Here is a 26,108-nt window from a genome sequence, read left to right as displayed (position 1 = left end):
TCAGCCGAGCCGGACGCCACCCTCGACGAGGGTGGCGCGCAGCAGAAGCGCCGCCTCGGCACCGATGACGCCGTCGACCAACGTGAGGTAGCGGTCCACGAACGGTGGCCCGTGCGGGGCCTCGTCGGATCCGTCCGGTTCGAGATGGTGCGCGAGCTCGTGCAGGACCACCAGCTCCCGTAGCGCCCAGCGGGTGCCGCTGCCCGACGTCGGGACGGCGAGCGTCGCGGTGGCGGGTTCGTAGTGGGCGGCGGTCGTCCCGGCGCGCTGACGGACGGTGATCGGGACGGCGGCACGCGGCCACGTCTCCCGGACCCAGTTCAACGCGAGGACGCGGTCGGAGTAGTCCTGGACGGAGTCGACCGAGGCGAACCGTCGCTCGACCGGGAGCGTGATCGACGATCCGTACAGTTCCACCTGCCGGCCGGTTCCCGCGTCGGCGCGGTCGAACACGCGCCGGACCAGCGCCTCGGCCTCGTACACCCGCGACCGCTGGGCGTCGCGGACCGTCACGCCAACCGCTTGCGTGCGGACGGGAGTTCGGTGGACCGGCCGATGCGGGCATCGCGCCCCGCGCGGTCGCCCGCGCGCCGCGCCTTGTCGGATCGCGCGACGCCGGACTGCGGACCGCGCCAGGTGCCTCGCGCCTTGGAGGTATGCGTGTAGAAGTCTCGGAGCTCGATCTGCTTGTCCCGCAACACGAGTGCGGTTCCGGTTGCGTCGTTCGCGCCGGCCGCCACGGTCGCTTCGACGTCCCGCTTCGTCTCCGCGAGCCGCTGCCCGATTCGGGCGGCGAACGCCAGCTGGAAGTTCAGCCGAGCCGTGACGCCCGCGACCGGCTTGTGCGCACCCGACCGCAGGTAGGCGTCCGACGCCCGGACCATCTGCATCAGCAGCGACGAGTACAGCGCCTGGCAGGCGTCGATGTCCGAGACGAACCCGTACGCGAACACCTGCGTCGAGTTGTGCGCGACGTCGCACTGCACGTCGTTGGCGGACGCGATCGCGACGAACAGCTGCACGTAGGTGCGCAGCCCTCTGCGGCCGGGCTCGCCGATGGAGATCGCCCGCTGCACCGGGGTGGCGCGTCGCTCCCGTGACGAGGTGTGGGCGCGGGCCACCGCCAGGTCGATCGCGGTGGCGGTGGCGAGCCGCTGCGCGGCCTCCATGAAGGCTTCCGCCTCGTGCGGGTTGTCCGTCGACTCGGCTTGCCGCAGCAGCCCACCGATGCGGACCAGCATCTTCTCCGAGCTCACCCGGCCCAGGGTAGCGGCCGCCTCCGACAGCGCAGCCCTACGCCGCACCCGAGCGTCGGCTCGTTGCCTGACTTCGCGGTGGGCGCAATGTCACATCGTGCGCGCTGGGTGCGCACGATGTGACATTCAGCCCACCTGGGCGGGGTCGGCGGTCGGGCATCCGAGGAGAAGTTGTACCCAGCCGCGTTTTCATCCACAGGGTCGGGTGAAAGCCCAGGTGGGTGTCCGGGGTTGGTGTGGTGTGGGGTGCAGGGTCTGGGCATGGCGCGAAATCTGGAGTTGGGGGCGCTCGGCGAAGACATGGCCGTCGAGCATCTGGCGGGGCGGGGGATGACGGTGCTCGCGCGGAACTGGCGGTGCCGGTACGGCGAGGTGGACGTGATCGCCGAGGCGGGGGACGCCGTGGTGTTCGTGGAGGTCAAGACACGCACCGGTCGCGGCCACGGAACGCCCGCCGAGGCGGTGACGTACGCGAAGCAGGCGCGGATCCGCAAGCTCGCGGCGCTGTGGCTGCGGGAGCAGCCGCGCGGGTGGCGGCATGTGCGGTTCGACGTGGTCGCGGTGGTGCTGGCGCCGGGGTGTGCACCGGACCTGACGCATCTCGAGGCGGTGTTCTGATGGCGCTGGGGCGGGCGTACTCGGTAGCGGTGCGCGGGGTCGAAGGGGAGATCGTCGAGATCGAGGCCGACCTCGGTCGCGGGCTGCCGGGCGTGCACCTGGTCGGGCTGCCGGACAGTGCGCTCAAGGAGTCGCGGGACCGGGTGCGGGCGGCGGTGACGAACATCGGTGAGAAGTGGCCGGATTCGCGGATCACCCTGGCACTGTCGCCGGCGACGCTGCCGAAGGGTGGCAGTGCCTACGACCTGGCCCTGTCGTGTGCGGTGCTGGCCGCGGCGGGTGTCGTGCCGGTGGGCGACCTGGACACGACGGTGCTGCTGGGCGAGTTGGCGCTCGACGGCCGGTTGCGGACCGTGCGCGGGATCCTGCCTGCGGTGCTCGCCGCGAAACATGCCGGGTGGACGACAGTCGTGGTGCCGTACGTCGCGCTGGCGGAGGCCGGGCTCGTCGACGGCATGGACGTGCTCGGTGCACGGGATCTACGCGAGGTGGTCGAGTGGCTGCGCGGGGAACTCGCGTTGGCGCGGCCGGGTCCGGTGGACCGCGACGGTGTGCGGGCGGTTCCGGATCTGAGTGAGGTGGCGGGCCAGGAGGAGGCGAGGCTCGCGCTGGAGGTGGCTGCGGCGGGAGCCCATCACCTGATGCTGACGGGCCCGCCGGGCATCGGGAAGACGATGCTGGCGCAGCGACTTCCGGGGATCCTGCCCGCACTCGGCGAGGAGGAGTCGCTGGAGGTGACGGCGATCCACTCGGTCGCCGGGCTGCTCACCGCCGAGCAACCGTTGATCACGGAGCCGCCGTTCGTCGCGCCGCACCACACCTGCTCGATCAGCGCCCTCGTCGGCGGGGGGTCGGGGATGGCGCGCCCCGGCGCGGTCAGCCGAGCGCATCGGGGCGTCCTGTTCCTCGACGAGTGCGCGGAACTGGGCGTCAAGTCGCTGGAGGCGTTGCGGACTCCGCTGGAGGACGGCGAGGTGCGGATCGCCCGGCGCGACGGGATAGCCCGCTATCCGGCACGGTTCCAGTTGATCCTGGCGGCGAATCCGTGTCCGTGCGCGCCGCCCCGTGCCGAGGACTGTGTGTGTGCCCCGACCGCGCGCCGTCGGTATCTCGGCAAGCTGTCGGGTCCCCTGATGGATCGGGTGGATCTCCGGGTCCAGATGTTCGCGGTGTCGGTGGGCGCACTCAACGGCGATGCGGCGGAGAGCACCGCCGCCGTGCGGGAGCGCGTGGAGACGGCTCGGGCGGCCGCGGTGGAACGCTGGTCCGAGTTCGGATGGCGAACCAACGCCGAGGTCCCGGGACCGGCTCTGCGACAACGATTCCGGCTCGGTCGCCAGGCGCTGTCCGGAATGGAGCGGGCGTTGCGTGGCGGCGAGATCACCGCCCGTGGCGCCGATCGCGCACTGAGGGTTGCATGGACCATTTCCGATCTGGCCGGACTGCCGTCGCCCGGCGCAGACGAGGTGGGTCTCGCGCTCGGTTTCCGGGACAGGTGGAGCGCATGAGCACCCGGACGCTGGCGTGGGCCTATCTGTCGCAGGTGGCGCTCGGTCCCTGCGCGCCGCTGGTCGAGCTCGTCGCTGCCGTCGGCCCCGAGGAGGCTGCTCGCGCGGTTCGTGGTGCCGATCTGCCCGAGGTGCTGCGCACACGAACCGAGGCACGTCGGGCGCTCGACACCGCGGAACGGGACCTCGAGAGGCTCGACCGGTTGGTTGGACGGCTGATCACGCCCGACGACGAGGAATGGCCGGCGTGGAAACTGTTGGCGTTCGGGGGTGTCGACGCACGGCGCGACCGGGACGCCGCGCTCCCGTTGGCGTTGTGGGCGCTCGGCAGCGGATCGCTGGTGGAGTTGACCGAGCGGGCCGTGGCCGTCGTCGGCACCCGGGCCGCCAGCGGGTACGGCGAACACGTGACCGCCCGGTTCGTCGAGGATCTGAGCGGGGCCGGGTTGACCGTCGTCTCGGGAGCGGCGTACGGCATCGACGGGGTGGCGCACAGAGCGGCGCTGGCGGCGGGGGCGCCGACCGTCGCGGTGCTTGCCTGCGGGGTCGACCGTGCCTATCCGGCGGGGCACGCACGGATGCTGCGCGACATCGCCGAAACGGGCATCGTGCTCAGCGAGTACCCACTGGGAGTCGCGCCGGCGCGGCACCGGTTCCTGGCGCGGAACCGTCTCGTCGCCGGTCTGTCCGATGCCGTTCTGGTGGTGGAGGCCGGCGCGCGCAGTGGGGCGCGGAACACGGCGGCATGGTCCTCCAGGCTGGGGAAGCCGGTGCTTGCCGTGCCCGGGCCCGTCACCTCGGCGGCATCGGTCGGGTGCCACCGCATGATCCGCGACGGGTACGCACAACTGGTCGCGCGGGCGGAGGACGTGATCGCTGCGGCTGGACCGATCACGCTGGAGGAGAACGAGTCCGGTCCGGCTCGGCGTCTCGATTCGCTGTCGGCTGTCGAGTTGTCGGTGTATGAGGCCCTGCCGGCGACGGGGGCGATCGGGGTGCGGGAGCTGTCGGAGCAGTCGGGTCAACCGCTGGCGGCGGTCCGAGGCGCTCTGCCGATGCTCGAACTGGAGGGCGTGGTCGGTCAGGACGAGTCGGGATGGTTTCGGCGTCGCTGACGTACTCGGAATGTTCACACAAGGAAACAGGAGGGGACAGTGGCTGTTTCACGAAGCGATGTCGGGTGCTGGATCGTCAAGTGCAATCCGTCGGTGTGGGACTGGTTCGGTGGCCGCGCGGTGACCGGACCGGATCCACAGGTGTGCGAGAGCAACTGGAGCATGAGTCCGGCCTCGGCGCGGCCGGCTCTGGTCCGCCGAGGCGACCTGATCGCGCTGTGGGTGACCGGACCGAAAAACCCGGGCGTGCACGAGATCGGGGTGGTCACCAGCGACGGCGTACTCGACTGGCCGGACGGCTTCGACGCCGAGCACGCCGTTGATCTGGAGAAGATCGCGGCGCCCTGCCTCGGCGTCGAGTTCACCGCGGTGCGTTTGACCCCGACGACGTACGTTCCGAGGTCGGAGATCCTGGCGGCACCCGGGCTGGCGCGCTGCGAGCAGATCCGGGCACCGCGGATGCCGAACCCCGGATACCTCACTCCCGACGAGACGGCGGCGCTGACCGATCTGGTCGCAGCGCGCGTCGGCGCCGCCGTCCTGACGCAGGTGGGGTGGGGCCGCGGTCAGTGTCCCGCGACCACATCCGATTCGTCGACCTCCACCGGGTCCTTCGCCCCGGGGAGGAACAGGTAGGCGAGGCACGATCGCGAAGAAGGCGTAGCCGAGCGCGACCTCCGGACTGGCGGCCCATGCCACCTCCGGGGGGTGGATGAGCCCGATGAACGACAGCACCGCGCCGGTGCCCGCACGCCTGCTGCGCCAGTTGCCGCAACGCCTCGCGCAGCTGCGCCCGACTGATGTCGAGGTCCGCGCACAACTGCTCCTCGACGATCTTCTCGCCGGGCTCAAGCGCCCCGCTGAGGATGGCTCCCCGCACCCGATCCGCCGCGACCTCGACGAGTGTCGCGGGCAGTGTCTGGTGGAGGTGTCGCTCGGTGGCCGTCATGTCGGGTGTCCGGTGTCCTCCCGGATCGATCGGCACGTCGATTGTCGGCAATTGTAGGGGTGCGCGCCGCCGTAGGCTCGTCCGCGATCGGTGGCTTCCGTGTCCTGGGGTGCGAAAGGCCAAGGCCGTCAAGGATTCACAGTGCGGCCATAGTTGGCGCCGGATCGGCGATTCGTGGCGGGCGCGGGCGCACCCGCCACGAATCGGGCCGGGCTCAGGCGAACTGGGGGCAGATGTTCTCGAGGGCCGACGCGTACAGCTGCTTCGCGTCGTCGGAGTCGTCGCCGCGGGTCATCATCTCCACGTAGCCGGGCCAGTCGGACCACGCCTCGGTCGACTCGGCAGACGGCAGCAACTGCTCGTAGGTGTCGCAGAACGTGTGGCCGGCCGAGGCGATCACGGCACGCTGGCCCCGAACGCTCGCGACCTCGACGCCGTCCGCGGTCGTCGCGGAGTCCCACCGGGCCTGCCCGCACACTGCGGTGACGAACGCGGCATCGCCGCCTTCGGGAACACCGGTGAAGACGCTGCTCGACTGCACCCGCTCGACTTCCGCGGCCCTGGCCGCCTCGAACTGGGTGACGAGCTGACGGTAGGCGTCGTCCTCCTCGCCGGCGGGCTGAGGCCGCAGGACGTCGACGATCTCGTCCGCGGTCGCGTTGGGCAGGGTGGCGTCCACGCACTCGGAGCCCGACGTCGCCGTGTCCGTCGACTCGGACGAGCATCCGGTGAGAACGGCGGCGAGCGCGACTGCGGAGACCGCGGCGGCGGTGATGGTGCGGCGGGCGAGCTTCATGATCCTCCGGGTTTTCGATGGATTGGGAATCCGACTGCGACCGAAGGAGTATGCCTGGCAGCGGCCAGGGCGGTGCCGGGAGTCGTCCGAGCTCTGCGCGTTCGTGGGCGGACCGGCCGCACCGAGCGGCGCGTACGCTGTCTTAGGTGAACCTAATAAGCAGGGTGAAGAGACGAGGTCAGAACATGCCACGACCCTCCGTCGTGCTGACGGTCGAGCGAACCGAGCAGCTGACGCCGCATCTCGTGCGGGTGTATCTCGGTGGACCGGGGTTCGACGACTTCGCGCCGAACGCCTTCACCGACGCCTACGTGAAGCTGGTGTTCGGCACCGACGAGGAGCCGGTGCTGCGCACGTACACCGTCCGCACCGTCGACACCGTGAACCGTCGGATCGCGATCGACTTCGTCGTGCACGGGGACGAGGGGGTCGCCGGCCGCTGGGCGGCGAACGCGCAGCCGGGCGACGAACTGGCGATGCGGGGGCCGGGCGGGGCGTACGCGCCCCGCGGTGACGCGGACTGGCACCTGCTCGCGGGCGACGAGTCCGCCGTGCCCGCGATCGCGGCAGCGCTCGCAGCGATGCCAGCCGGTGCCCGCGCCCAGGTCTTCGTCGAGGCAGCGGGCCCGGAGGACGAGATCGACTTCGTCACCGCCGCCGACGCGACGGTCACCTGGGTGCACCGCGGCGCCGGGGCGGGCGAGGTCGGCGACGACCGGGCCGGGGAGAACGCTCCGCTGGTCGCCGCGGTCCGCGGGGCCGAGTGGTGGCCGGGCCGGCCGCACGTCTTCGTACACGGCGAGGCGCAGTCCGTGATGCACGGAATCCGTCCGTACATCCGCAAGGAGCGCGGTGTCACCGCCGAGTGGGCGTCCATCTCCGGCTACTGGCGGCGTGGACGCACCGAGGAGGGCTTCCGGGTCTGGAAGTCCGATCTCGCGGCCGCCGAGACCGCGGGCTGAGGCCGTCACCCGAGCGAGCAGCGGTTCGCTCGGGTGGCCTACGGTCGCGCCGGCTCCGCCTCGTCGGTCCGCGACGCCGGTGCCTGCGTGAGCGTGAACAGCGACAGCGCCGCGATCGCGGCACACACCAGGATGCTGATCGCCATTCCGGCGGCCGAGCCGCCCGCCAGCGGGGAGACCAGGGCCGCCAGTCCGAACTGCCCGGCGCCCATGACGGCGGAGCCGGTTCCGGCGGCCTCGCGGACCTCGGACTGGGCGAGTGCCGTCGCGTTGCCCATCGTGAATCCGATCGCGACCGGCACCGCGAACAGGAGGGGCAGGAACACCGCCCGATCGGCCCCGCCGACGGTGGCCTCGAGGGTCAGTGCGACGCCCGCCACCAGCAGCGTCGCCACCCCGACGCCCAGCATCTGCCGGGCGTGGAAGCGCCCGATCAGGCGGGTGTTGACGATGCTGCCCGCCATGAGGCCGAGCGAGTTCACCGCGAACACGATCGAGAACTGGCCCGCGGTGAGCCCCAGGACGTCCTGGACCACGAACGGCGACGCTGCGATGTACGAGAACAGCGCGCCGAATCCGAAGACGAAGGTGAGGGCGTACCCGACGTATCGACGGTTGCCGAGCACGTAGCGCAGGTTGTGGGCGTGTGCCGCCAGCCCGCCGCCGTGTCTGCGTTCGGGCGCGAGCGTCTCGGGGACCACGGCCAGCACGGCCACGACCATCAGGATCCCGGTGCCGGTGAGGACCCAGAAGATCCCGCGCCAACCGATCGGGCCGAGCAGGGCGCCGCCGAGGACCGGCGCGAGGACCGGCGCGACACTGCCGATGATCATCAGCATCGAGAACAGTTTCGCCGCCAGGTCTCCGGTGGTCCGGTCGGTGATCACCGCCCGTGCCAGCACGATCGCGGCGCCGCCGCTGAGTCCCTGCAGCAACCGCGCGGCGACGAGCGCCTCCACCGACGGGGCGATCGCGCACAGTAGACCGCTGATCGCGAACACCACCGTCCCGCCCAGCAGCAGTCGGCGGCGTCCCCAGCCGTCGGACAGCGGACCGACGATCAGCTGCCCGACGCCGAGGCCGGCCATGAACGTCGTCAGCGTCAGCTGGACCGAGGACGTCGAGGTACCCAGATCGTCCGCCAGCGCGGGCAGTCCGGGGAGGTACATGTCGGTTGCCAGCGGGGCGATCGCAGAGAGCAGTGCTAGCGCCAACAGCATCGGCAGCGGAATCGCGCGGGTCACATCCGAGAGCCAGCGGCGCGGATGCTTGATTTATTCCCTTGCCCCGGTGACTCTTCGACACATGCCTCCTGCCGAGCAGTCCGCCCCCGGTGACGCCGCCGAACCGCTGCCACCCCGACTGGCCGAGCTGCTCGACTCGTACACCGACCACCTCCGCCTCGAACGGGGGAGGTCCGAGCACACGGTCCGGGCGTATCTCGGCGACGTGCGATCACTCCTCACCCACGTCGCCGCGGCCGATCCGGACGTCCGGCTCGAGGACATCGACCTCGCCACCCTGCGGGCCTGGCTCGCCGCCCAGTCCGCTGCGGGCGTCGCACGGACGACGCTCGCGCGGCGTACGGCGTCGGCGCGCACGTTCACGGCGTGGCTGACCCGTACCCGGCGCATCCCGCGGGACCCGGGTGTGCGGCTCGCGGCCCCGAAGACCCACCGGACCCTTCCCGCGGTGCTCCGTCAGGGACAGGCCGAGGAGGCGATGCGGGCCGCGGAATCAGGTGCGGCGCAACTCGATCCCGTCGCGGTGCGGGACCGGCTCGTGGTGGAGCTGTTGTACGCGAGCGGGATCCGCGTCGGCGAACTGTGCGGACTCGACCTCGACGACGTCGATCGCGAACGGCGCGTCGTCCGGGTGGTCGGCAAGGGGGACAAACAGCGGTCGGTTCCGTTCGGGGCGCCGGCGGCGGAGGCCCTCGACGCGTGGCTGGATGTGGGCCGGCCGGCGCTGGCGACACCGAAGTCCGGGCGGGCACTGCTGCTCGGCAAGCGTGGGGGTCGTCTCGATCAGCGGCAGGCGCGCACCGTCGTGCACGAGGTGCTCGATGCGGTTCCCGGCGCGCCCAGTCTGGGTCCGCACGGTCTGCGGCATTCGGCAGCGACGCATCTGCTCGAGGGCGGCGCGGACCTGCGGGTGGTGCAGGAGCTGCTCGGTCACAACAGCCTCGCCACGACGCAGCTCTACACCCACGTGTCGGTGGCGCGACTGCGCGCCGTGCACGATCAGGCCCATCCGCGGGCCTGATCGCTCACCCGTGCAGCGGCTTGAGCCGCACCGGCATCGCCCGGACCAGCGCCAGCGGATCGAGGTACTCGTCCCGGCCCCGGCGCACACCCCAGTGCAGGCACGCGGTGGGACAGTCCTCGTGGCCGTCGACCAGTGTCCCGATCCGCGAGCCCGCCGACACCCGCGCACCGGCGCGCACCTCGGCCTCGACCGGTTCGTAGGTCGTGCGCAGCCCGCCCTGATGGTCGATCGAGACCACCGGCTTGCCCGCGACCACACCCGCGAACGCGACGACGCCGTCCCCGGCCGCGAGCACCGACCGACCGGCGACACCCGCGAGGTCGACGCCGCGATGCCCGGGCAGCCAGTCGCGGGCGGGTGGATCGAACGGTGTCAGCACGACGGGGCGAGGGCGCAGCGGCCAGACGAATCCCGAGGTGGCGGCGTCTGCCGGGCCGGCCAACAGGAGTGCCGCAACCAGGGCGAAGGTCGAGACGAGGCGCATGCCTCCACGGTCCAGGACTGTTCGGCGGGGCGGAAGTCCGAGCAGCCGCGCTGTGGACGGCGACGCGGGCCCGTCCACAGGGGAAACGAGCCGATTGTGATCCGGGCCGGTGCGGGCAGTACACTCGCTGGGCGGTCTGTGCTCGCGCAGTCCGACTTCGCGCGCCCGCGCATTGACAACAGCTCTCGGCTGGTCCCGCATTCGTGCAGGGTCCGAGTGCTGTCGGGCGCCAGGGCAGGGGTCACCGACTCCTGCGACAACCGGCAATTGAAAGAGGTACAACAGCCATGGCTGTCGTAACCATGAAGCAGATGCTCGACAGTGGTACCCACTTCGGGCATCAGACCCGTCGCTGGAACCCGAAGATGAAGCGTTTCATCCTCACGGACCGCAACGGCATCTACATCATCGACCTGCAGCAGACCCTGACGTACATCGACAAGGCGTACGAGTTCGTCAAGGAGACCGTTGCACACGGTGGCACCATCCTGTTCGTCGGCACCAAGAAGCAGGCGCAGGAGTCCATCGCGGACGAGGCCACCCGCGTCGGCATGCCCTTCGTGAACCAGCGCTGGCTGGGCGGCATGCTCACCAACTTCTCGACGGTCCACAAGCGCCTGCTGCGCCTGAAGGAACTCGAGTCCATGGAGCAGACCGGTGGCTTCGAGGGTCGCACCAAGAAGGAAATCCTCATGCTCACGCGTGAGATGACCAAGCTGGATCGCACCCTCGGCGGCATCCGCGACATGGCCAAGGTTCCGTCGGCCATCTGGGTCGTCGACACCAACAAGGAGCACCTCGCGGTCTCCGAGGCTCGCAAGCTGAACATCCCGGTCATCGCGATCCTGGACACCAACTGCGACCCCGACCTCGTCGACTACCCGATCCCGGGCAACGACGACGCCATCCGCTCCGCGGCGCTGCTGACCAAGGTCGTCGCCTCCGCCGTCGCCGAGGGCCTGCAGGCCCGCGCCGGCCGCGGCTCCGCCGACGACAGCAAGCCCGAGGCCGGCGCCGAGCCGCTCGCCGAGTGGGAGCAGGAGCTGCTCGCGCAGGCCGCCCCCGCCGCCGAGGCTCCCGCTGCCGAGGCTGCGCCCGCGACCGAGGGCGACGCACCGCAGGCCTAGTCTCTCCGGCTCCGACCCGACTGCACCACGCGACGGGTCGGAGCCGTTCGACTTCCACCACCCGAAAACTCATTCGAGGAGGCTCGCCCCCGATGGCGAACTACACCGCAGCAGACGTCAAGCGGCTCCGCGAGCTCACCGGCTCCGGAATGATGGACTGCAAGAACGCTCTGGCCGAGACGGACGGCGACTTCGACAAGGCTGTCGAGCTGCTCCGCATCAAGGGTGCCAAGGACGTCGGCAAGCGCGCCGAGCGTTCCACCGCCGAGGGCCTGGTCATCGCCAAGGACGGCGTCATGATCGAGCTCAACGCCGAGACCGATTTCGTCGCCAAGAACGCCGAGTTCCAGGCGCTCGCCGAGCAGGTCGTCACCGCCGCCGCCGCGGCGAAGCCGGCCGACCTCGAGGCCCTCAAGGCCGTCGACGTCGACGGCAAGACCGTCGATGCCCTTGTCCAGGAGCTGTCCGCCAAGATCGGCGAGAAGCTCGAGCTCCGTCGCGTCGTCGCTTTCGACGGCCCGGTCGCGACCTACCTGCACAAGCGTGCTTCCGATCTGCCGCCCGCCGTCGGCGTCCTGATCGAGTACACCGGCGAGGGTGACGCGGCCGCCGAGGCTGCCCGTGCCGCCGCCATGCAGGTCGCTGCGCTCAAGGCGAAGTACCTCACCCGCGACGAGGTCCCCGCGGACATCGTCGACAACGAGCGTCGCATCGCCGAGCAGACCGCGAAGGAGGAGGGCAAGCCCGAGGCCGCTCTCCCGAAGATCGTCGAGGGTCGCGTCAACGGCTTCTTCAAGGACGTCGTCCTGACCGAGCAGTCCTCGGTCACCGACAGCAAGAAGACCGTCAAGGCGCTGCTGGACGAGGCCGGGGTCACCCTGATCCGTTTCGCTCGCTTCGAGGTCGGCGCCAGCTAGTCGCAGGCACTTCCGCACAGCGGCCCCGTCACCGACTCGGTGACGGGGCCGCTGTCGTGTGTCACAGGTCGGGCAGGCCGAAGTCCAGGTTGGGGGTCTGAAGGCCGCCGTCGACCTCGAGGACCTTTCCGGTCAGGTACGACCCGGCAGGCGAGCAGAGGTACAGCACCGCGGCCGAGGCGTCCTCTGGGTCTCCGATGCGGTGCAGCGGGGTCGCGGATTCCATCGCGGTCTTGATCTCGGGGTTCTGCGCGACGACGTCGAGTGCGGAGGTGAGCACCGACCCGAGGGACACGCAGTTCACCCGGATACGCGGTGACAGGTCGGCCGCCGCGAGACGTGTGTAGTGCGCGACGGCGGCCTTCGCGGTTCCGTACGCGGCGTAGCCGCGACCTCCGACACGCCCGACGACCGACGACACGTTGACGATCGCGCCGCCTCCCGCGGTGTCGAGGATGTGTGGCACAGCGGCTCGAACGAGGGCATGTGCCGTCGAGACGTTGAAATGGAAGGCGTCCTCGAGCTGCCGTGTCGAGGTCTGCTGGAGCGGAGTCGGCATGGCGCCGCCGACGTTGTTGACCACGATGTCGAGCCGGCCGAACGCCTCGACTGCAGCCTCGGGGAGGGCGGCGATCCGGTCGAGGTCGGACAGGTCCGCCGCGACGATGTGCGCTCGTCTGCCCGTGGACCGGACCTGGTCGGCCACCTTCTCCAACTGGTCGGTGGTTCGCGCGGCGAGCACGACGTCGGCGCCCGCCTCGGCGAGCGCGATCGCGGACGCGGCGCCCACGCCGCGGCCCGCACCGGTCACCACCGCCACCTGCCCGGTGACCCGGAAACGATCGAGAATCATGACACTCCCTTGTCGTCGAAGCCCCTGGACTCCTGCCGGCCCAGTCGCGCACGCGGCGCGCCGCGCGAGCCTACGGCCCCGAAGGTGGTGCGCGGGCCGGTATAGGGCAGGATGGAGGGGTCATCTGTGGCTGCACCGCCGACGATGGCCGATTCATGCTGGTCGCGTCACCCCGCGATCCGACGAAGAAGGAGAGTCATGACCGAATCCGCCCCAACCGATTCCTCACCGTCGGACGCGGGGGCCCGGCGCGAGGGTTTCGCTCGCGTCCTGCTCAAGCTCGGCGGAGAAATGTTCGGTGGTGGCGAGGTCGGTCTCGATCCCGACGTCGTGCAGACGGTGGCGCGGCAGATCCGTGCGGTCGTCGAGGACGGCGTCCAGGTCGCCGTCGTGATCGGTGGCGGCAACTTCTTCCGCGGCGCGGAGCTGCAGCAGCGCGGCATGGACCGCGCCCGCTCCGACTACATGGGCATGCTCGGCACCGTCATGAACTGTCTTGCGCTGCAGGACTTCCTGGAGAAGGAAGGCATCGACACCCGAGTGCAGACTGCCATCACCATGGGGCAGGTCGCGGAGCCGTACCTGCCGCTGCGTGCACGTCGCCACCTGGAGAAGGGTCGCGTCGTGATCTTCGGCGCCGGTATGGGTATGCCGTACTTCTCCACGGACACCACGGCCGCGCAGCGTGCTCTCGAGATCGGTGCCGACGTGGTCCTGATGGCGAAGGCCGTCGACGGCGTCTACACCGCGGACCCGCGGATCGACCCGACCGCGACGATGTACACCGAGATCAGCCATCGTGAGGTCATCGAGCAGGGACTGAAGGTCGCGGACGCCACCGCGTTCAGCCTGTGCATGGACAACCAGATGCCGATCATGGTGTTCAACCTGCTCACCGAGGGGAACATCGCGCGTGCGGTCTCCGGTGAGAAGATCGGAACGCTGGTGAGGTCGTGACCAGCACCACCACCCGAAGCAACCCCGCGAGCCTGGAGGACCACCGTGATCGATGAAGCTCTCTTCGACGCAGAGGAGAAGATGGAGAAGACCGTCGCCTCGGCGAAGGACGATCTCGGCGGCATCCGTACCGGTCGCGCCAACCCCGGCATGTTCAACCGGATCGCCATCGAGTACTACGGCGCGATGACCCCGATCTCGCAGGTCGCGTCGATCACCGTGCCGGAGGCCCGGATGGTCGTCATCAAGCCGTACGAGGCGTCGCAGCTCGGCCCGATCCAGAACGCGATCCGCAACTCGGACCTGGGCGTGAACCCGACCGACGACGGTCACCTGATCCGCGTCTCGGTCCCGCAGCTGACCGAGGAGCGCCGCCGCGAGCTGGTCAAGCAGTCGAAGGCCAAGGGTGAGGACGCCAAGGTCGCGATCCGCAACGTCCGCCGCAAGGCCATGGACGAGCTGAACCGGATCCAGAAGGACGGCGAGGCCGGCGAGGACGAGGTCGGGCGCGCCGAGAAGGAGCTCGACAAGACGACGGCGAAGTACGTCGCCCACATCGACGAGCTGGTCAAGCACAAGGAAGCCGAATTGATGGAGGTCTAGGCGGTGTCCACCCAACGTCCCACCGATGGTTCCCATCCGGACGGGACAGTGACAACCGCTCCCTCGAAGGCGGGGCGCAACCTGCCTGCCGCGATCGCGGTGGGCGTCGCGCTCGGCGCGTTGGTCATCGCGTCGCTGCTGCTGGTGCCGATGGTGTGGTTCGGCATCGTCGGCGCGGCGATGGCGATCGCCACCTGGGAGGTGTCGACCCGCCTGCGGGAGAGCGACATCCTCGTACCGCGTATCCCGCTGCTGCTCGGTGGTCAGGCGATCATCTGGCTCGGCTGGCCGTACGGCACTAGCGGGGTGCTCGGTGGCTTCGCGGCCACGGTGCTCGTGTGCATGGTGTGGCGGCTGCTGGACCAGGGTCTGAACAAGGCGCCGCAGAACTATCTGCGGGACGTCTCGATCACGGTCTTCGTCGCCGCGTGGGTTCCGCTGCTGGCATCGTTCGCGACGTTGATGGTCACCCATGACGGCGGCGCCAAGTGGGTCTTCGTGTTCATGCTCGGCGTGGTCTGCTCCGACGTCGGCGGCTACGCCGCAGGCGTGCTCTTCGGGAAGCACCCGATGGTCCCGGCCATCAGCCCGAAGAAGTCCTGGGAGGGTCTCGCCGGGTCGCTGGTGTTCGCGATCATCGGATCGTTGCTGACCGTCACGCTGATTCTCGACGCGAACCCGTTCATCGGTGTACTCCTCGGCGTCGTCCTGGTGGTCACGGGGACGCTCGGAGACCTGATCGAGTCCCAGGTCAAACGCGACCTCGGCATCAAGGACATGGGTACGAAGCTGCCCGGGCACGGCGGCATCATGGACCGCCTCGACTCGCTGCTCCCGTCCGCGTTCGTGACGTGGCTGGTGCTGACCGCACTGCTGTGACCGGTCCGGCGTGACGGGACGGCGGCGGCCACCACCCGGCGAACCGATTCCGAGTCCGAACATCTGGCAGTGGCCGCAGATCTACGAGGTGGAGAACCGCGCGCAGGACGCAGACGGTTCGCTGTTCGCCGCGCTCCGGGAGGTCGTCGGCTGGGCGGGCCGCGACATCGTCGACATCGGGTGCGGCACCGGCTTCCACCTGCCGGAGTTCGCGCGCGACGCGCGGTCGGTGACCGGAGTGGAACCTCATCCGCCGCTGGTGCCGCCGGCGCGGGACCGGATCGCGGGAATGCCGGGTGTCCGGGTCCTGGAGGGGAGTGCCGAACACCTGCCGCTACCCGATCGCAGCGTCGACGTCGCGCACGCCCGGACTGCGTACTTCTTCGGGCCCGGTTGCGGGCCCGGAATCTCGGAGGCGATGCGGGTGCTGCGCCCGGGCGGCACCCTCGTGGTGGTGGACCTGGACGCGACGGTCGGGGAGTACGGCGAGTGGATGCGCGCCGATCTGCCGCACTACGACCCGGCGGCGGTGGAGTCGTTCTTCGCGGCGCAGGGATTCGACCTCACCCGGGTCGTGAGTCGGTGGGAGTTTCCGGACCGGCGAGCGCTGCGTGCCGTCCTCGGCATCGAATTCGGTCCGCGCGTCGCCGAGCGGGCCTTCGGCCAGGTCCCTGGGTTGTCGATCGACGTGGGCTATCGGATCCACACCCGCCGCGCCCCGTCGGGGCTGGTGCTCGGCTGACGCAGCCGCGGCAGGGTCAGTCCCGATGCTTCGCCGCGCGCCTCGCGAGCCGGCGGATCTGCAGGATTCGCACCCCGCCCGCCAGCGCCATGATCAGGGCTCCCGCGATCGCGGCGAGCAACAGCCCGATACCGAGCGGCACGGAGAACTCCCACCAGAACAGGTTCAGCGTCACCGAGTCCAGGTTCTGCAGGATGAACACCAGCAGCACGACGAGGACGACGGCGCCGATGACTAGCCCGGTCCAGGTGGCGGCCGCCTTCGTGTGACCGAGGGTCGTGTGTCGCCGCAGCGCGTCGTGCTCGGGGATGGACACCGGGTTCGGTGGGACCGGGGGCTCCGCATCGTCCTCGGTCGTGGACACCGGGTTCGGTGGGACCGGAGGTTCCGCGTCGCGTGGGACCGGAGGTTCCACGTCGCCGGCGTCGCGGTCGGGTCCGTCGGGGGTCGGCATCTTGTGATCATCACCCACCCGCCGGACGATTGCACGCACCGCTGTGATATCGGCGCAAACTGTGATGTTGGTATGATAGCGGGCCGCGAATTCGCATGTCGCGGTCCCCGGGTGGAACACTGGAGCCCACTATGGCCGTTCCCGTACCCCTCGTGTTCAACGCTCCGCGTCGCGGCATGCCCCCGACGCACCTCGCCGACCTCGACGCGGAGGGCCGCAAGGCCGCGGTCAAGGAACTCGGCCTCCCGGGATTCCGGGCCGACCAGCTGGCGCGCCAGTACTACGGTCGCCTCGAAGCCGACGTCGAGAAGATGACCGACCTGCCCGCGGCGATGCGCGAGAAGGTCGGGGACGCGCTGTTCCCGACGCTACTCACCCCGGTCAAGCATGTGGCCTGTGACGACGGGACGACCCGCAAGACGCTCTGGAAGGCGAACGACGGCACACTGCTGGAATCGGTGCTGATGCGGTACCCGGATCGAGCGACGTTGTGCATCTCCAGCCAGGCTGGCTGTGGCATGGCCTGCCCCTTCTGCGCGACCGGTCAGGCCGGTCTCACCCGGAACCTGTCGACCGCCGAGATCGTCGACCAGGTCCGCTCCGCCGCCGCCGCGATGCGCGACGGCGAGGTCGCGGGTGGGGAGGGTCGCCTCTCGAACGTGGTCTTCATGGGCATGGGGGAGCCGCTCGCCAACTACAAGCGGGTGGTGGCGGCCGTCCGTCGGATCACCTCGCCTGCGCCCGAGGGGCTGGGGCTGTCGCAGCGTTCGGTCACTGTCTCGACGGTTGGGCTCGCGCCCGCGATCCGCAAGCTGGCCGACGAGGGGCTGTCCGTGACGCTGGCGGTGTCGCTGCACACCCCCGACGACGAACTGCGGGACACGCTGGTGCCGGTCAACAATCGGTGGTCCGTCGCGGAGGTGCTCGACGCCGCCCGGTACTACGCGGACAAGACGGGCAGGCGGGTGTCGATCGAGTACGCGCTCATCAAGGACGTCAACGACCAGCCGTGGCGAGCGGACATGCTCGGCAAGAAGCTGCACAAGGCGCTGGGCTCGCTGGTCCACGTCAACCTGATTCCGCTGAATCCGACACCGGGCAGCGAGTGGGACGCGGCGCCGAAGGACGTGGAGCGGGAGTTCGTGCGGCGTGTCATCGCGCAGGGCGTCTCGTGCACCGTGCGCGACACCCGCGGCCAGGAGATCGCCGCGGCGTGCGGACAGCTGGCCGCCGAGAACTGATCCCGGACATACGAACGACAACGGCCGCGCAGCTCCCGGTGGAGCGGCGCGGCCGTTGTCGTATGCCGTGTGGTTACCGCGGCTTGCGGCGACGGATGATGTCACGCACCAGCATGAAGACCATGAACGCGGCGATGCCGACGAGCCAGATGTCCTCGACCTTGCCCTCGTGGTTGCCGATCGTGTAGACGAGCAGGAACGCGGCGAAGAACCAGCCGAGGAATCGGAAGAAACGCGGGGCCTCGCCGCTCCAGCCCCATTCGGCGGAGGGCACCTCGGCGGTGTCGACGTTGGTGGTGACGGACTCACTCGCGGCCACAGCCGGTTCCTCCTGCTCGTGCGGTACGGGTCTTGCCCGCATATCGTGGCATACGACCCGGTGTCGTAGCGACCGGGGTGGACTTCACAAGGGGGAGTGTCGGATGACCGCGACACCGACCGGGCGGCTGGTTCGCCGCGAGGACGGCGCGGACCTCGTGATCGACCGCACGTTTCCGGAGCCGGTCGACGAGATGTGGGCTGCAATCACGGAATCCGACCGGACCGCGACGTGGTTCGGCCCGTGGACGGGAACAGCGGCGCCGGGCAACACGATCCGGGTGCAGATGCGGTTCGAGGACGGCGAGCCGTGGATGGACATGACCATCGAGGAATGCGAGCGGCCCACCCGGTACGTCCTCTCCTCCTCGGACGACTTCGGGTCGTGGTTGATGGAGATGCAGGTGGCCGCCGAGCCGGACGGCTGCCGGGTACGGCTGATCCAGCACCTCGACAGCGCGTCCGTCGCGCTCGCCGCGGACACCGGCCCGGGATGGGAGTACTACCTCGACCTGCTGGTCGCTGCCCGCTCCAGGGGACCGCGGCCGGACTTCGACGGCTACCTCGAACTGAAAGGCCACTACGAGTCGGAGGTGGCGCGGGTCGCGGAGTCCCCGTGACCGCGGATCGGGCGTCGACGGGGGCCGGTCGTGGCCTGTCAGGTTGCTCTCAGGTCCGATCGGGAACAATGGACGGGTGACAGAACCTACGCGCGTGCTCCTGCTGGGCAGCACCGGCTCGATCGGGACGCAGGCACTCGACGTCATCGCCGCCAATCCGGACAAGTTCTCCGTCGTCGGTCTCGCTGCCGGCGGCGGCAACGTCGACCTGCTCGCCGAGCAGATCCGCGCGACCGGCGTGACCCGCGTCGCCGTCGCGGACCCCGCTGCTGCGGCACGACTCGACCTGCGGGGCGTGCTGTCCGGACCGGGGGCCGTCACGGAACTCGTGCGCAGCACGGAGGCGGACGTCGTCCTCAACGCGCTGGTCGGCTCGCTCGGTCTGGAGCCGACTCTGGCCGCTCTGGAATCGGGTGCCCGCCTCGCGCTGGCGAACAAGGAGTCCCTCGTCGCAGGTGGTCCGCTGGTCCAGGCCGCAGCCGCGCCCGGTCAGATCGTGCCCGTCGACTCCGAGCACTCGGCTCTCGCGCAGTGCCTGCGCGGGGGACGCGCCGAGGAGGTGGACCGCCTCGTGCTCACCGCCTCGGGTGGCCCGTTCCGCGGCTGGACCGCGGACGCCCTCGAGAGCGTCACCCCCGAGCAGGCCGGCGCCCACCCGACCTGGTCGATGGGCCCGATGAACACCCTCAACTCGGCGTCGTTGGTCAACAAGGGTCTCGAACTGATCGAGACGCACCTGCTCTTCGGCATCGACTACGACCGCATCGACGTCACCGTCCACCCGCAGTCGATCGTGCACTCGATGGTCACGTTCACCGACGGCTCGACCCTCGCCCAGGCGAGCCCACCCGACATGCGGCTGCCGATCGCGCTGGCGCTCGGCTGGCCGGACCGGGTTCCCGGAGCGGCGGCCGCCTGCGACTTCTCCGCTGCTTCCACCTGGACCTTCGAACCGCTCGACAACGCGGTCTTCCCCGCCGTCGACCTCGCTCGCGCCGCGGGGAAGGCCGGTGGCTGCATGACCGCGGTGTACAACGCAGCCAACGAGGTCGCCGCACAGTACTTCCTCGACGGCGTCTCCTCCTTCCCGTCGATCGTGCGTACGGTCGAGAAGGTTCTCGCCGCCGGCGGCGAGTGGTCCGCGGAACCGGCTACCGTGGACGACGTGCTCGCCGCGGACGGGTGGGCGCGGGCGCGGGCACACGAGCTCGTCGAGCGGAAGGGCTAGAACGGAATGTTGATCGTTGGCGTCATTCTGTTCGCACTCGGCATCACCTTCTCGATCGCGCTGCACGAGGCCGGCCACATGTGGACCGCCCGCAAGCTCGGCATGAAGGTGCGCCGGTACTACATCGGCTTCGGCCCCAAGATCTTCTCGTTCCGGCGCGGCGAGACCGAGTACGGCCTCAAGGCGATCCCCGCGGGCGGCTTCTGCGACATCGCGGGCATGACCCAGCACGACGAACTCGCGCCCGACGAGGTCGATCGTGCGATGTACAAGCAGAAGACGTGGAAGCGCCTCGTCGTGATGTCGGGTGGCATCGCGATGAACTTCGTGCTGGGTCTGGCGCTGGTCGTCGTCCTCGCGGTCGGGTGGGGCCTGCCCAACCTGAACCAGCCGCCGGAGACCCAGCTGGGTCCGACGAGCTGCGTGTCCGATCAGCGACAGGACGGGACGCTCGCCGAATGCGACGAGAACGTCGCCGGTCCGGCGGAGGCCGGCGGTCTGCGCGAGGCCGACCTGGTGACCGCGGTGGGCGGGGTGCCGGTCGAGACCTGGAGCGAGTTCCAGGCACAGACCCGTGCGCACGACGGCCCGGTCGACTACACGGTCGAGCGTGACGGGCAGACCCTCACGGTGACCGTCGTTCCCGAGCCGGTGCAGCGCCTGGTCCAGAACCAGGACGGCACGACGAGCACGGTGACCGTCGGCGCGATCGGTGTGGTTCCCGACTACTACGCCCCGACGCAGTACAACGTGCTGTCCGCGATCCCCGCGTCGTTCGCGTTCACCGGCGACCTGATGGTCGAATCGGTGAAGGGTCTCGCGCAGCTGCCGAGCAAGGTGGGCGACCTGTGGACCGCCGTCACCGGGGGTGAACGCGCTGACGACACCCCGATCAGCGTGGTCGGTGCCTCGGTCATCGGCGGTCAGGCGGCGGAGCGCGGGCTGTGGGAGATGTTCGTGCTGCTGCTGATCAGCCTCAACTTCTTCCTCGGCATCTTCAACCTGCTGCCGCTGCTGCCGCTCGACGGCGGGCACATGGCCGTCACGATCTACGAGAAGATCCGCAACACCCTGCGCATCCGGCGCGGAGAGCCGGTGGGCGGCCCGGTCGACTACATGAAGCTGATGCCGCTGACGTACGTCGTGATCGTCATCGGCGGCGCGTTCATGTTGCTCACGCTGACCGCCGACATCATCAATCCGATCAAGATCTTCTAGCCCGACTAGACTCTTCTCTACCGCAAAACGAAAGAAGGCAGACCGTGACCAGCCCCGTCGGTTTGGGCATGCCCGACGTTCCCGCCGTCCTCGCGCCGCGTCGCAAGACCCGTCAGCTGATGGTCGGTGGCGTCGGAGTCGGCAGTGATCACCCCGTGTCGGTGCAGTCGATGTGCACCACCAAGACCCATGACGTCAACGCCACCCTCCAGCAGATCGCCGAGCTGACGGCGTCGGGCTGCGACATCGTCCGCGTCGCGTGCCCCCGCCAGGAGGACGCCGACGCCCTCGCGACCATCGCGAAGAAGAGCCAGATCCCTGTTATCGCGGACATCCACTTCCAGCCGCGCTACATCTTCGCCGCGATCGACGCCGGTTGCGCTGCGGTCCGCGTCAACCCCGGCAACATCAAGGAGTTCGACGGCCGGGTCAAGGAGGTCGCGAAGGCGGCAGGTGACGCCGGCATCCCGATCCGCATCGGCGTGAACGCCGGTTCGCTCGATCCGCGACTGCTGCAGAAGTACGGCAAGGCCACCCCGGAGGCGCTCGTCGAGTCGGCGCTGTGGGAGGCGGGCCTGTTCGAGGAGCACGGCTTCGGCGACATCAAGATCTCCGTCAAGCACAACGACCCGGTGATCATGGTCGAGGCGTACCGGCAGCTGGCGGCCCAGTGCGACTACCCGCTGCACCTGGGCGTGACCGAGGCGGGCCCGGCGTTCCAGGGCACCATCAAGTCCGCGGTCGCATTCGGTGCGCTGCTGTCCGAGGGGATCGGTGACACCATCCGGGTGTCGCTGTCGGCGCCGCCCGCCGAGGAGATCAAGGTCGGCACGCAGATCCTGCAGTCGCTGAACCTGCGCCCCCGCAAGCTGGAGATCGTGTCGTGCCCGTCCTGCGGGCGCGCCCAGGTGGACGTGTACACCCTCGCGAACGAGGTCACGGCGGGTCTCGAGGGCATGGAGGTGCCGCTGCGGGTCGCGGTCATGGGATGTGTCGTGAACGGTCCGGGCGAGGCCCGCGAGGCCGACCTCGGTGTCGCGTCCGGCAACGGCAAGGGTCAGATCTTCGTCAAGGGGAAGGTCATCAAGACCGTGCCGGAGGCGCAGATCGTCGAGACGCTGATCGAGGAGGCGATGCGGATCGCCGAGGAGATGGGCAACGATTCCGACTCGGGATCGCCAGTGGTGACCGTGGGCTGACTCGGCCCCGTATCCTGTCGGCACGCCCACCGTGGTGGTCTCCGCGGTGGACGGCCTGTCCTTTTCGGTACGACGAGACCCGGGGGTGACTGGGTGCTCAAACTGCTCGGCGCCAGACAACTCGGTGCGCGGGACCGCGCCGACGTGCTTCGGGTACTCGACGCCGACCCGATCGCGACGTGCATGGTCGCTGCCCGCGTCCAGGACCTCGGCGTCGAACCGCGGTCGATCAACGGGGAGCTGTGGAGCCGCGGCGGCCCCGACGAGTCGCTGTGCTTCTCGGGCGCGAACCTCGTGCCCCTGCGCGGCGGCATCGGGGACCTCCGCGCGTTCGCGGACAGGGCGACCCGGTTCCCGCGGATGTGCTCGTCGCTCGTGGGTCGTGCCGAACTGACCCTGCCGCTGTGGGAAATGCTGGAATCCGACTGGGGTCCCGCCCGTGAGGTGCGGGCCGAACAGCCGCTGCTCGCGCTGGCGGCGCGTCCACTCGTCGAACCGGATCCGGCGGTGCGACTGGTCCGGATGGACGAGCTCGAGACCTATCTCGTCGCGGCGGTGGAGATGTTCATCGAGGAGGTCGGTATCGACCCGCGCGCCGGTGACGGCGGTCGGGGATACCGGCGCCGGGTCGCCGGGCTGATCGCGTCGGGCCGGGCGTTCGCCCGATTCGAGGACGGCGAGGTCGTGTTCAAGGCCGAGATCGGGTCGGCGTCGCGTCAGGTCGGGCAGATCCAGGGCGTCTGGGTGCATCCCGATCACCGGGGTGGCGGGCTCGGTGCGTCCGGGACCGCTGCCGTCGCGGCCGCGGTCATGGCGGCGGGTCGCACCGCGAGCCTCTACGTGAACAGCTTCAACCACGCGGCCCGGCGCGCCTACCAGCGCGTCGGTTTCACCCAGGTCGCCACCTTCTCGACGATCCTGCTCGACTAGCGACGCGACGTCTCGGGCGCCGTGGGACGCCGGGTTCCGGCGGATACGCCCCTACTATGGGCAGCGATGAAATCGCGTCTCGCTCACGGTGTCCGAACGTCGCTCGCGCTTGCAGTGTCGGGTGCGCTCGCGGTCGGGCTCGCCGCCTGCACGCCGAAGCCCGACGGCCCCGAGTCCGCTGCCGGGCAGTTCGTGTCGTTGCTGGCGGAGCAGGACACGGCCGAGGCCGCGGCGCTGACGGACCGGCCCGAAGCGGCGCAGGAGGCGCTCGACTCGGCGTGGGAAAACCTCCAGGCCGAGTCGATGACCGCGACCGTGGGGTCCGCGCGCGTCACCGGGGACACCGCGACGGTCGAGTACACCTACGAGTGGCATCTGCCGAAGGACCGGGTGTGGACCTACAGCGGCGACCTGCAGATGGGCCGGCGCGACGGGGAGTGGGCGGTCCGGTGGAGTTCGACGGACCTGCATCCGAAACTCGGTGACACCCAGACCATGTCACTGCGCTCGGTGCCCGCGCCGCGGGCACGGGTGAACGAGCGCTCCGGCACAGATGTGCTCGTTCCCGGCAGCATCGAGCGGATCAAGCTCGATGCACGTCAGGCAGGGAGTCTCGGTGCGGTGTCGGCGTCGCTCGCCGGGTTGCTGGCGCCGTTCGTGCCGTCCCTGACGGCGCAGTCGATCGCCGAGTCCGCGTCGAGCGCGAACGGGACGTACCAGGTGGCGAGCCTGCGACAGGACGACTACGAGACGATTGCGGCCTCGCTCACGGAGCTGCCGGGCGTGACGGTCGACGAGGAAGCCGACCTGGTGGCCACGGACCGGGAGTTCGCGCCGGACCTGATCGGGCAGATCAAGAAGCGGGTCATCGACGAGGTGGACGGAACCGCCGGATGGAGTGTCGTCACCGTCAACCAGAACGGTGTGGACACCGACGTGCTGACGGAGGCGAAACCACAACCGGCGCCGTCGTTCTCGGTGACGCTGGATCGGAACATCCAGGTCGCGGCGCAGAACGCGGTGAATGCGCGGACCGATCAGGCGATGACGGTGGTCATCCAGCCGTCGACCGGCGCGATTCTCGCCGTCGCGCAGAACGAGGCCGCGGACCGCGACGGACCGGTCGCGTCGACCGGTCTCTACCCGCCCGGATCGACGTTCAAGATCGTCACGGCAGGCGCGGCGATCGACAACGGGCTCGCGAACCCGGGCACCATGGTTCCGTGTCCGGGACGCATCGTGATCGGCGAACGGTCGGTGCCCAACTACAACGAGTTCGCGCTGGGGACGGTGTCGATGAGCACCGCGTTCGCGCGGTCCTGCAACACGTCGTTCGCGAAACTCGCCAGCGAGATGCAGGCCGACGACCTGACGTTGGCGGCCGCGCAGTTCGGCATCGGCCCCGACTACGACGTTCCCGGCCTGCCGACCGAATCGGGGTCGGTCCCGCCCGCCGACGACCTCGTCCAGCGCACCGAGGACGGTTTCGGTCAGGGCAAGGTGGTCGTCAGCCCGTTCGGAATGGCACTCGCCGCGGCGACTGTCGCGCACGGTTCGACTCCGACGCCGCACCTGATAGTCGGGGACGAGACGACCACAACGGGGGACCGGACGGCGATCACCCCCGAGATGGTCGACGGGCTGCGCGGCATGATGCGCGAGGTGATCACGTCCGGCACCGCGCTTCGGATCGCCGGTCAGGGCGAGGTGTACGGCAAGACCGGTGAGGCGGAGGTGGAGGGCGGCTCGCACGCCTGGTTCGTCGGTTACCGCGGCGACCTCGCGTTCGCGACCCTGGTCGTCCGCGGCGGCAGCTCGGACAACGCCGTGGCCGTGACCACCGACATGTTCGCCGCCCTCCCCGAGGGCTACCTCGCCTGACGGTGGTCACGCACGACCGGCGGGTTGTCTCGGTGGTCGCGCACCTCGGGTTCCGGTTCGACGGCCTCCACCGTGACTCCGCCACCTTGGACGGCGTCGGGGCCGCGGTGGTCGCGCACCACGGGTTCGGGGACGGGATCCTGCACGACGGGCCCGGGGTCGATGACGTCGTGCGGTGTCGTCACCCGTGGGTCCGGCGGGCACACCTGCGCCTGGACGGTGCCCGGGTCGAGCTCCGGCATCACGCACGGATCGGGTTCGGCCGGAGCGGGGTCGACGGGCTGGGCCGGTGCGGCGACGGCCGGACCGGCGCCGGGGATGTCGGCGGAGCCTGCCGATGCCAGGCCGGTGGCGCCGAACGTCAGGCCCGCGGTTGCGGCGAGCACGGCGAAGACGGTGCGGGATGCGCGAAGGTGGGTCATGGGATCTCCTCGTGGTGGTGGTTCCAACTGCCACTTCAGAGTCCCGTGCCGTGACCTGGGCGGACACCCACCCCAGGTGGGAGATGGGCGCCACCCGGACGCGCGTCCTCGGTGCCGGGGAAGCGGTGATCCGAGGCGTCAGGCGACCGCCAGGGCCACGAGGGTGACGAGCGGGGGACCGGCCTGGCCCACCGAACCCCACAGTCCGGGGCCCCGCTCCCGACCGAGCGCCATCCGGTCCGCGACGAGCAGCACGATGCCGGACAGGAACATGAAGATGGCCAGGTAGATCACCAGCGTGCGGCCCGGCGTCTCGTGACCGGTCCACCACAGCGCCAGACCGGCGATCATGCCTGCGCCGATGAAGAGGTTGTAGAAGCCGACCCCGAATGCCCACAGGCGCACCGCGGGCACGTCCGCGGTGGGGACGCCGAACACCCCTCGGTGCACGGACGGACGGGTGAAGACGAACGCCTCCAGAACGAACACCACCAGGTGCACCGCCGCCGCGATCACGGCCGCCACCTGCGCCACGGCGATCACGGCGCACCGACCGTGCCGGA

General features: G+C 70.0%; 29 protein-coding genes and 2 pseudogenes. 19 read left to right on the top strand and 12 right to left on the bottom strand.

Annotated features, from left to right (window positions below; translation table 11 throughout):
• The gene (locus ACFSJG_RS19030) at nt 1–513 is read right to left on the bottom strand and encodes a TIGR04338 family metallohydrolase (RefSeq protein ID WP_378486787.1); all 513 of its coding nucleotides are present in this window, start codon (nt 511–513) and stop codon (nt 1–3) included.
• Nucleotides 510–1,256: a DUF2786 domain-containing protein gene (locus ACFSJG_RS19025; RefSeq protein ID WP_378486786.1), complete on the bottom strand. Its 747-nt coding sequence runs from the start codon at nt 1,254–1,256 to the stop codon at nt 510–512. Before ACFSJG_RS19025 ends, ACFSJG_RS19030 begins: the two co-directional genes overlap by 4 nt.
• Before the next feature lie 261 nt (nt 1,257–1,517).
• On the opposite strand from ACFSJG_RS19025, the gene ACFSJG_RS19020 reads away from it, so the two are divergent.
• The 4 genes from ACFSJG_RS19020 to ACFSJG_RS19005 are packed head-to-tail and all read left to right on the top strand — an operon-like array spanning nt 1,518 to nt 5,133.
• Complete coding sequence (locus tag ACFSJG_RS19020; RefSeq protein WP_378486785.1) at nt 1,518–1,874, top strand: YraN family protein; 357 nt, start codon at nt 1,518–1,520, stop codon at nt 1,872–1,874.
• Nucleotides 1,874–3,382: a YifB family Mg chelatase-like AAA ATPase gene (locus ACFSJG_RS19015; RefSeq protein ID WP_378486784.1), complete on the top strand. Its 1,509-nt coding sequence runs from the start codon at nt 1,874–1,876 to the stop codon at nt 3,380–3,382. The genes ACFSJG_RS19020 and ACFSJG_RS19015 overlap by 1 nt, the downstream gene beginning before the upstream one ends.
• Nucleotides 3,379–4,497 carry a DNA-processing protein DprA gene (dprA, locus tag ACFSJG_RS19010; protein ID WP_378486783.1) on the top strand — a complete coding sequence of 373 codons (1,119 nt, stop codon included), beginning with the start codon at nt 3,379–3,381 and terminating at the stop codon, nt 4,495–4,497. Before ACFSJG_RS19015 ends, dprA begins: the two co-directional genes overlap by 4 nt.
• A 39-nt stretch (nt 4,498–4,536) precedes the next feature.
• Nucleotides 4,537–5,133, top strand: a complete 597-nt coding sequence (locus tag ACFSJG_RS19005; RefSeq protein ID WP_378486782.1) for an EVE domain-containing protein — start codon at nt 4,537–4,539, stop codon at nt 5,131–5,133.
• Here ACFSJG_RS19005 and ACFSJG_RS19000 read toward each other — a convergent pair.
• The 3 genes and pseudogenes from ACFSJG_RS19000 to ACFSJG_RS18990 form a co-directional block, all read right to left on the bottom strand.
• Nucleotides 5,064–5,247: pseudogene (locus tag ACFSJG_RS19000) on the bottom strand (regulator); the annotation flags it as partial. The gene ACFSJG_RS19005 and the pseudogene ACFSJG_RS19000 sit on opposite strands and share 70 nt — an antisense overlap.
• Nucleotides 5,248–5,251: 4 nt before the next feature.
• A pseudogene (locus ACFSJG_RS18995) lies at nt 5,252–5,446 on the bottom strand (GntR family transcriptional regulator); the annotation flags it as partial.
• Between the two features lie 214 nt (nt 5,447–5,660).
• Nucleotides 5,661–6,242, bottom strand: a complete 582-nt coding sequence (locus ACFSJG_RS18990; RefSeq protein ID WP_378486781.1) for a hypothetical protein — start codon at nt 6,240–6,242, stop codon at nt 5,661–5,663.
• A gap of 185 nt (nt 6,243–6,427) precedes the next feature.
• Here ACFSJG_RS18990 and ACFSJG_RS18985 point away from each other — a divergent pair, with 185 nt between their 5' ends.
• Nucleotides 6,428–7,204, top strand: a complete 777-nt coding sequence (locus ACFSJG_RS18985; protein WP_378486780.1) for a siderophore-interacting protein — start codon at nt 6,428–6,430, stop codon at nt 7,202–7,204.
• A 38-nt stretch (nt 7,205–7,242) separates the two neighbouring features.
• Here ACFSJG_RS18985 and ACFSJG_RS18980 read toward each other — a convergent pair whose 3' ends face one another.
• On the bottom strand, nt 7,243–8,424 hold the full coding sequence (locus tag ACFSJG_RS18980) for a multidrug effflux MFS transporter (RefSeq protein WP_378486877.1): 1,182 nt from the start codon (nt 8,422–8,424) through the stop codon (nt 7,243–7,245).
• 85 nt (nt 8,425–8,509) lie between these two features.
• Here ACFSJG_RS18980 and ACFSJG_RS18975 point away from each other — a divergent pair, with 85 nt between their 5' ends.
• Nucleotides 8,510–9,469: a tyrosine recombinase XerC gene (locus ACFSJG_RS18975; RefSeq protein WP_378486779.1), complete on the top strand. Its 960-nt coding sequence runs from the start codon at nt 8,510–8,512 to the stop codon at nt 9,467–9,469.
• A gap of 4 nt (nt 9,470–9,473) precedes the next feature.
• Here the strand turns inward: ACFSJG_RS18975 and ACFSJG_RS18970 are convergent, their stop codons facing one another.
• Nucleotides 9,474–9,956 (bottom strand): M23 family metallopeptidase, encoded by a 483-nt coding sequence (locus ACFSJG_RS18970; RefSeq protein WP_378486778.1) that lies wholly within the window; start codon nt 9,954–9,956, stop codon nt 9,474–9,476.
• Nucleotides 9,957–10,243: 287 nt separating this feature from the next.
• Here ACFSJG_RS18970 and rpsB point away from each other — a divergent pair, with 287 nt between their 5' ends.
• Both rpsB and tsf read left to right on the top strand, forming a co-directional pair.
• Nucleotides 10,244–11,083, top strand: a complete 840-nt coding sequence (rpsB, locus tag ACFSJG_RS18965) for a 30S ribosomal protein S2 (RefSeq protein WP_378486777.1) — start codon at nt 10,244–10,246, stop codon at nt 11,081–11,083.
• Nucleotides 11,084–11,175: 92 nt separating this feature from the next.
• Complete coding sequence (gene tsf / locus ACFSJG_RS18960; RefSeq protein ID WP_378486776.1) at nt 11,176–12,000, top strand: translation elongation factor Ts; 825 nt, start codon at nt 11,176–11,178, stop codon at nt 11,998–12,000.
• A 61-nt stretch (nt 12,001–12,061) separates the two neighbouring features.
• On the opposite strand, the gene ACFSJG_RS18955 is transcribed toward tsf, so the two are convergent.
• A complete protein-coding gene (locus tag ACFSJG_RS18955) occupies nt 12,062–12,853 on the bottom strand; it encodes an SDR family oxidoreductase (RefSeq protein ID WP_378486775.1) in 792 nt (263 codons plus the stop codon).
• A gap of 198 nt (nt 12,854–13,051) precedes the next feature.
• Between ACFSJG_RS18955 and pyrH the strand changes: the two genes are divergently transcribed.
• Genes pyrH through ACFSJG_RS18935 form a run of 4 tightly spaced genes read left to right on the top strand, consistent with a single transcriptional unit; the run spans nt 13,052 to nt 16,034 of the window.
• Entirely contained in the window at nt 13,052–13,810 is a 759-nt protein-coding gene (pyrH, locus tag ACFSJG_RS18950; RefSeq protein WP_378486774.1) for a UMP kinase, read from the top strand.
• Nucleotides 13,811–13,855: 45 nt separating this feature from the next.
• On the top strand, nt 13,856–14,413 hold the full coding sequence (gene frr, locus ACFSJG_RS18945; protein ID WP_378486773.1) for a ribosome recycling factor: 558 nt from the start codon (nt 13,856–13,858) through the stop codon (nt 14,411–14,413).
• A 48-nt stretch (nt 14,414–14,461) separates the two neighbouring features.
• Nucleotides 14,462–15,292 (top strand): phosphatidate cytidylyltransferase, encoded by an 831-nt coding sequence (locus tag ACFSJG_RS18940; RefSeq protein WP_378486772.1) that lies wholly within the window; start codon nt 14,462–14,464, stop codon nt 15,290–15,292.
• A gap of 10 nt (nt 15,293–15,302) precedes the next feature.
• Entirely contained in the window at nt 15,303–16,034 is a 732-nt protein-coding gene (locus ACFSJG_RS18935) for a class I SAM-dependent methyltransferase (protein WP_378486771.1), read from the top strand.
• A 16-nt stretch (nt 16,035–16,050) separates the two neighbouring features.
• On the opposite strand, the gene ACFSJG_RS18930 is transcribed toward ACFSJG_RS18935, so the two are convergent.
• Nucleotides 16,051–16,488 carry a lipopolysaccharide assembly protein LapA domain-containing protein gene (locus ACFSJG_RS18930; RefSeq protein ID WP_378486770.1) on the bottom strand — a complete coding sequence of 146 codons (438 nt, stop codon included), beginning with the start codon at nt 16,486–16,488 and terminating at the stop codon, nt 16,051–16,053.
• Nucleotides 16,489–16,619: 131 nt separating this feature from the next.
• On the opposite strand from ACFSJG_RS18930, the gene rlmN reads away from it, so the two are divergent.
• On the top strand, nt 16,620–17,729 hold the full coding sequence (rlmN, locus tag ACFSJG_RS18925; protein ID WP_378486769.1) for a dual-specificity RNA methyltransferase RlmN: 1,110 nt from the start codon (nt 16,620–16,622) through the stop codon (nt 17,727–17,729).
• 73 nt (nt 17,730–17,802) lie between these two features.
• On the opposite strand, the gene ACFSJG_RS18920 is transcribed toward rlmN, so the two are convergent.
• Nucleotides 17,803–18,090 carry a DUF2631 domain-containing protein gene (locus tag ACFSJG_RS18920; RefSeq protein ID WP_378486768.1) on the bottom strand — a complete coding sequence of 96 codons (288 nt, stop codon included), beginning with the start codon at nt 18,088–18,090 and terminating at the stop codon, nt 17,803–17,805.
• 61 nt (nt 18,091–18,151) lie between these two features.
• Between ACFSJG_RS18920 and ACFSJG_RS18915 the strand changes: the two genes are divergently transcribed.
• From ACFSJG_RS18915 to ACFSJG_RS18890, 6 genes are all read left to right on the top strand, one after another.
• The gene (locus ACFSJG_RS18915; RefSeq protein WP_378486767.1) at nt 18,152–18,667 is read left to right on the top strand and encodes an SRPBCC family protein; all 516 of its coding nucleotides are present in this window, start codon (nt 18,152–18,154) and stop codon (nt 18,665–18,667) included.
• A gap of 94 nt (nt 18,668–18,761) precedes the next feature.
• Nucleotides 18,762–19,895 carry a 1-deoxy-D-xylulose-5-phosphate reductoisomerase gene (gene dxr / locus ACFSJG_RS18910; RefSeq protein WP_378486876.1) on the top strand — a complete coding sequence of 378 codons (1,134 nt, stop codon included), beginning with the start codon at nt 18,762–18,764 and terminating at the stop codon, nt 19,893–19,895.
• A 6-nt stretch (nt 19,896–19,901) separates the two neighbouring features.
• Nucleotides 19,902–21,113: a M50 family metallopeptidase gene (locus tag ACFSJG_RS18905; protein WP_378486766.1), complete on the top strand. Its 1,212-nt coding sequence runs from the start codon at nt 19,902–19,904 to the stop codon at nt 21,111–21,113.
• A 44-nt stretch (nt 21,114–21,157) separates the two neighbouring features.
• Nucleotides 21,158–22,312: a flavodoxin-dependent (E)-4-hydroxy-3-methylbut-2-enyl-diphosphate synthase gene (gene ispG, locus ACFSJG_RS18900; RefSeq protein ID WP_378486765.1), complete on the top strand. Its 1,155-nt coding sequence runs from the start codon at nt 21,158–21,160 to the stop codon at nt 22,310–22,312.
• A gap of 93 nt (nt 22,313–22,405) precedes the next feature.
• The gene (locus tag ACFSJG_RS18895; RefSeq protein WP_378486764.1) at nt 22,406–23,242 is read left to right on the top strand and encodes a GNAT family N-acetyltransferase; all 837 of its coding nucleotides are present in this window, start codon (nt 22,406–22,408) and stop codon (nt 23,240–23,242) included.
• Nucleotides 23,243–23,308: 66 nt separating this feature from the next.
• The gene (locus ACFSJG_RS18890) at nt 23,309–25,123 is read left to right on the top strand and encodes a penicillin-binding transpeptidase domain-containing protein (RefSeq protein ID WP_378486763.1); all 1,815 of its coding nucleotides are present in this window, start codon (nt 23,309–23,311) and stop codon (nt 25,121–25,123) included.
• Here the strand turns inward: ACFSJG_RS18890 and ACFSJG_RS18885 are convergent.
• Nucleotides 25,111–25,545, bottom strand: coding sequence for a hypothetical protein (locus ACFSJG_RS18885; protein ID WP_378486762.1), 435 nt, complete (start codon nt 25,543–25,545; stop codon nt 25,111–25,113). The genes ACFSJG_RS18890 and ACFSJG_RS18885 overlap by 13 nt on opposite strands.
• Nucleotides 25,546–25,683: 138 nt before the next feature.
• Complete coding sequence (locus ACFSJG_RS18880) at nt 25,684–26,088, bottom strand: DUF1304 domain-containing protein (RefSeq protein ID WP_378486761.1); 405 nt, start codon at nt 26,086–26,088, stop codon at nt 25,684–25,686.
• Nucleotides 26,089–26,108: the final 20 nt, after the last annotated feature.

Origin of the sequence: Rhodococcus gannanensis, from assembly GCF_042681175.1 — a bacterium.
GTDB lineage: Bacteria > Actinomycetota > Actinomycetes > Mycobacteriales > Mycobacteriaceae > Rhodococcus_G > Rhodococcus_G gannanensis.
The sequence above is the reverse complement of the archived record's forward strand: the minus strand, read 5'-3'. Positions and strand labels throughout refer to the sequence as shown.

Excerpts from the sequence above, each read along its gene's own strand:
- ACFSJG_RS19020 (WP_378486785.1), top strand. The coding sequence starts at position 1,518 with ATGGCGCGAAATCTGGAGTTGGGGGCGCTCGGCGAAGACATGGCCGTC.
- ACFSJG_RS19015 (WP_378486784.1), top strand. The coding sequence starts at position 1,874 with ATGGCGCTGGGGCGGGCGTACTCGGTAGCGGTGCGCGGGGTCGAAGGG.
- dprA (WP_378486783.1), top strand. The coding sequence starts at position 3,379 with ATGAGCACCCGGACGCTGGCGTGGGCCTATCTGTCGCAGGTGGCGCTC.
- ACFSJG_RS18990 (WP_378486781.1), bottom strand. The coding sequence starts at position 6,242 with ATGAAGCTCGCCCGCCGCACCATCACCGCCGCCGCGGTCTCCGCAGTC.
- ACFSJG_RS18985 (WP_378486780.1), top strand. The coding sequence starts at position 6,428 with ATGCCACGACCCTCCGTCGTGCTGACGGTCGAGCGAACCGAGCAGCTG.
- ACFSJG_RS18980 (WP_378486877.1), bottom strand. The coding sequence starts at position 8,424 with ATGCTGTTGGCGCTAGCACTGCTCTCTGCGATCGCCCCGCTGGCAACC.
- ACFSJG_RS18975 (WP_378486779.1), top strand. The coding sequence starts at position 8,510 with ATGCCTCCTGCCGAGCAGTCCGCCCCCGGTGACGCCGCCGAACCGCTG.
- ACFSJG_RS18970 (WP_378486778.1), bottom strand. The coding sequence starts at position 9,956 with ATGCGCCTCGTCTCGACCTTCGCCCTGGTTGCGGCACTCCTGTTGGCC.
- rpsB (WP_378486777.1), top strand. The coding sequence starts at position 10,244 with ATGGCTGTCGTAACCATGAAGCAGATGCTCGACAGTGGTACCCACTTC.
- tsf (WP_378486776.1), top strand. The coding sequence starts at position 11,176 with ATGGCGAACTACACCGCAGCAGACGTCAAGCGGCTCCGCGAGCTCACC.
- ACFSJG_RS18955 (WP_378486775.1), bottom strand. The coding sequence starts at position 12,853 with ATGATTCTCGATCGTTTCCGGGTCACCGGGCAGGTGGCGGTGGTGACC.
- pyrH (WP_378486774.1), top strand. The coding sequence starts at position 13,052 with ATGACCGAATCCGCCCCAACCGATTCCTCACCGTCGGACGCGGGGGCC.
- ACFSJG_RS18930 (WP_378486770.1), bottom strand. The coding sequence starts at position 16,488 with ATGCCGACCCCCGACGGACCCGACCGCGACGCCGGCGACGTGGAACCT.
- rlmN (WP_378486769.1), top strand. The coding sequence starts at position 16,620 with ATGGCCGTTCCCGTACCCCTCGTGTTCAACGCTCCGCGTCGCGGCATG.
- ACFSJG_RS18920 (WP_378486768.1), bottom strand. The coding sequence starts at position 18,090 with ATGCGGGCAAGACCCGTACCGCACGAGCAGGAGGAACCGGCTGTGGCC.
- ACFSJG_RS18915 (WP_378486767.1), top strand. The coding sequence starts at position 18,152 with ATGACCGCGACACCGACCGGGCGGCTGGTTCGCCGCGAGGACGGCGCG.
- ACFSJG_RS18905 (WP_378486766.1), top strand. The coding sequence starts at position 19,902 with ATGTTGATCGTTGGCGTCATTCTGTTCGCACTCGGCATCACCTTCTCG.
- ACFSJG_RS18890 (WP_378486763.1), top strand. The coding sequence starts at position 23,309 with ATGAAATCGCGTCTCGCTCACGGTGTCCGAACGTCGCTCGCGCTTGCA.
- ACFSJG_RS18885 (WP_378486762.1), bottom strand. The coding sequence starts at position 25,545 with ATGACCCACCTTCGCGCATCCCGCACCGTCTTCGCCGTGCTCGCCGCA.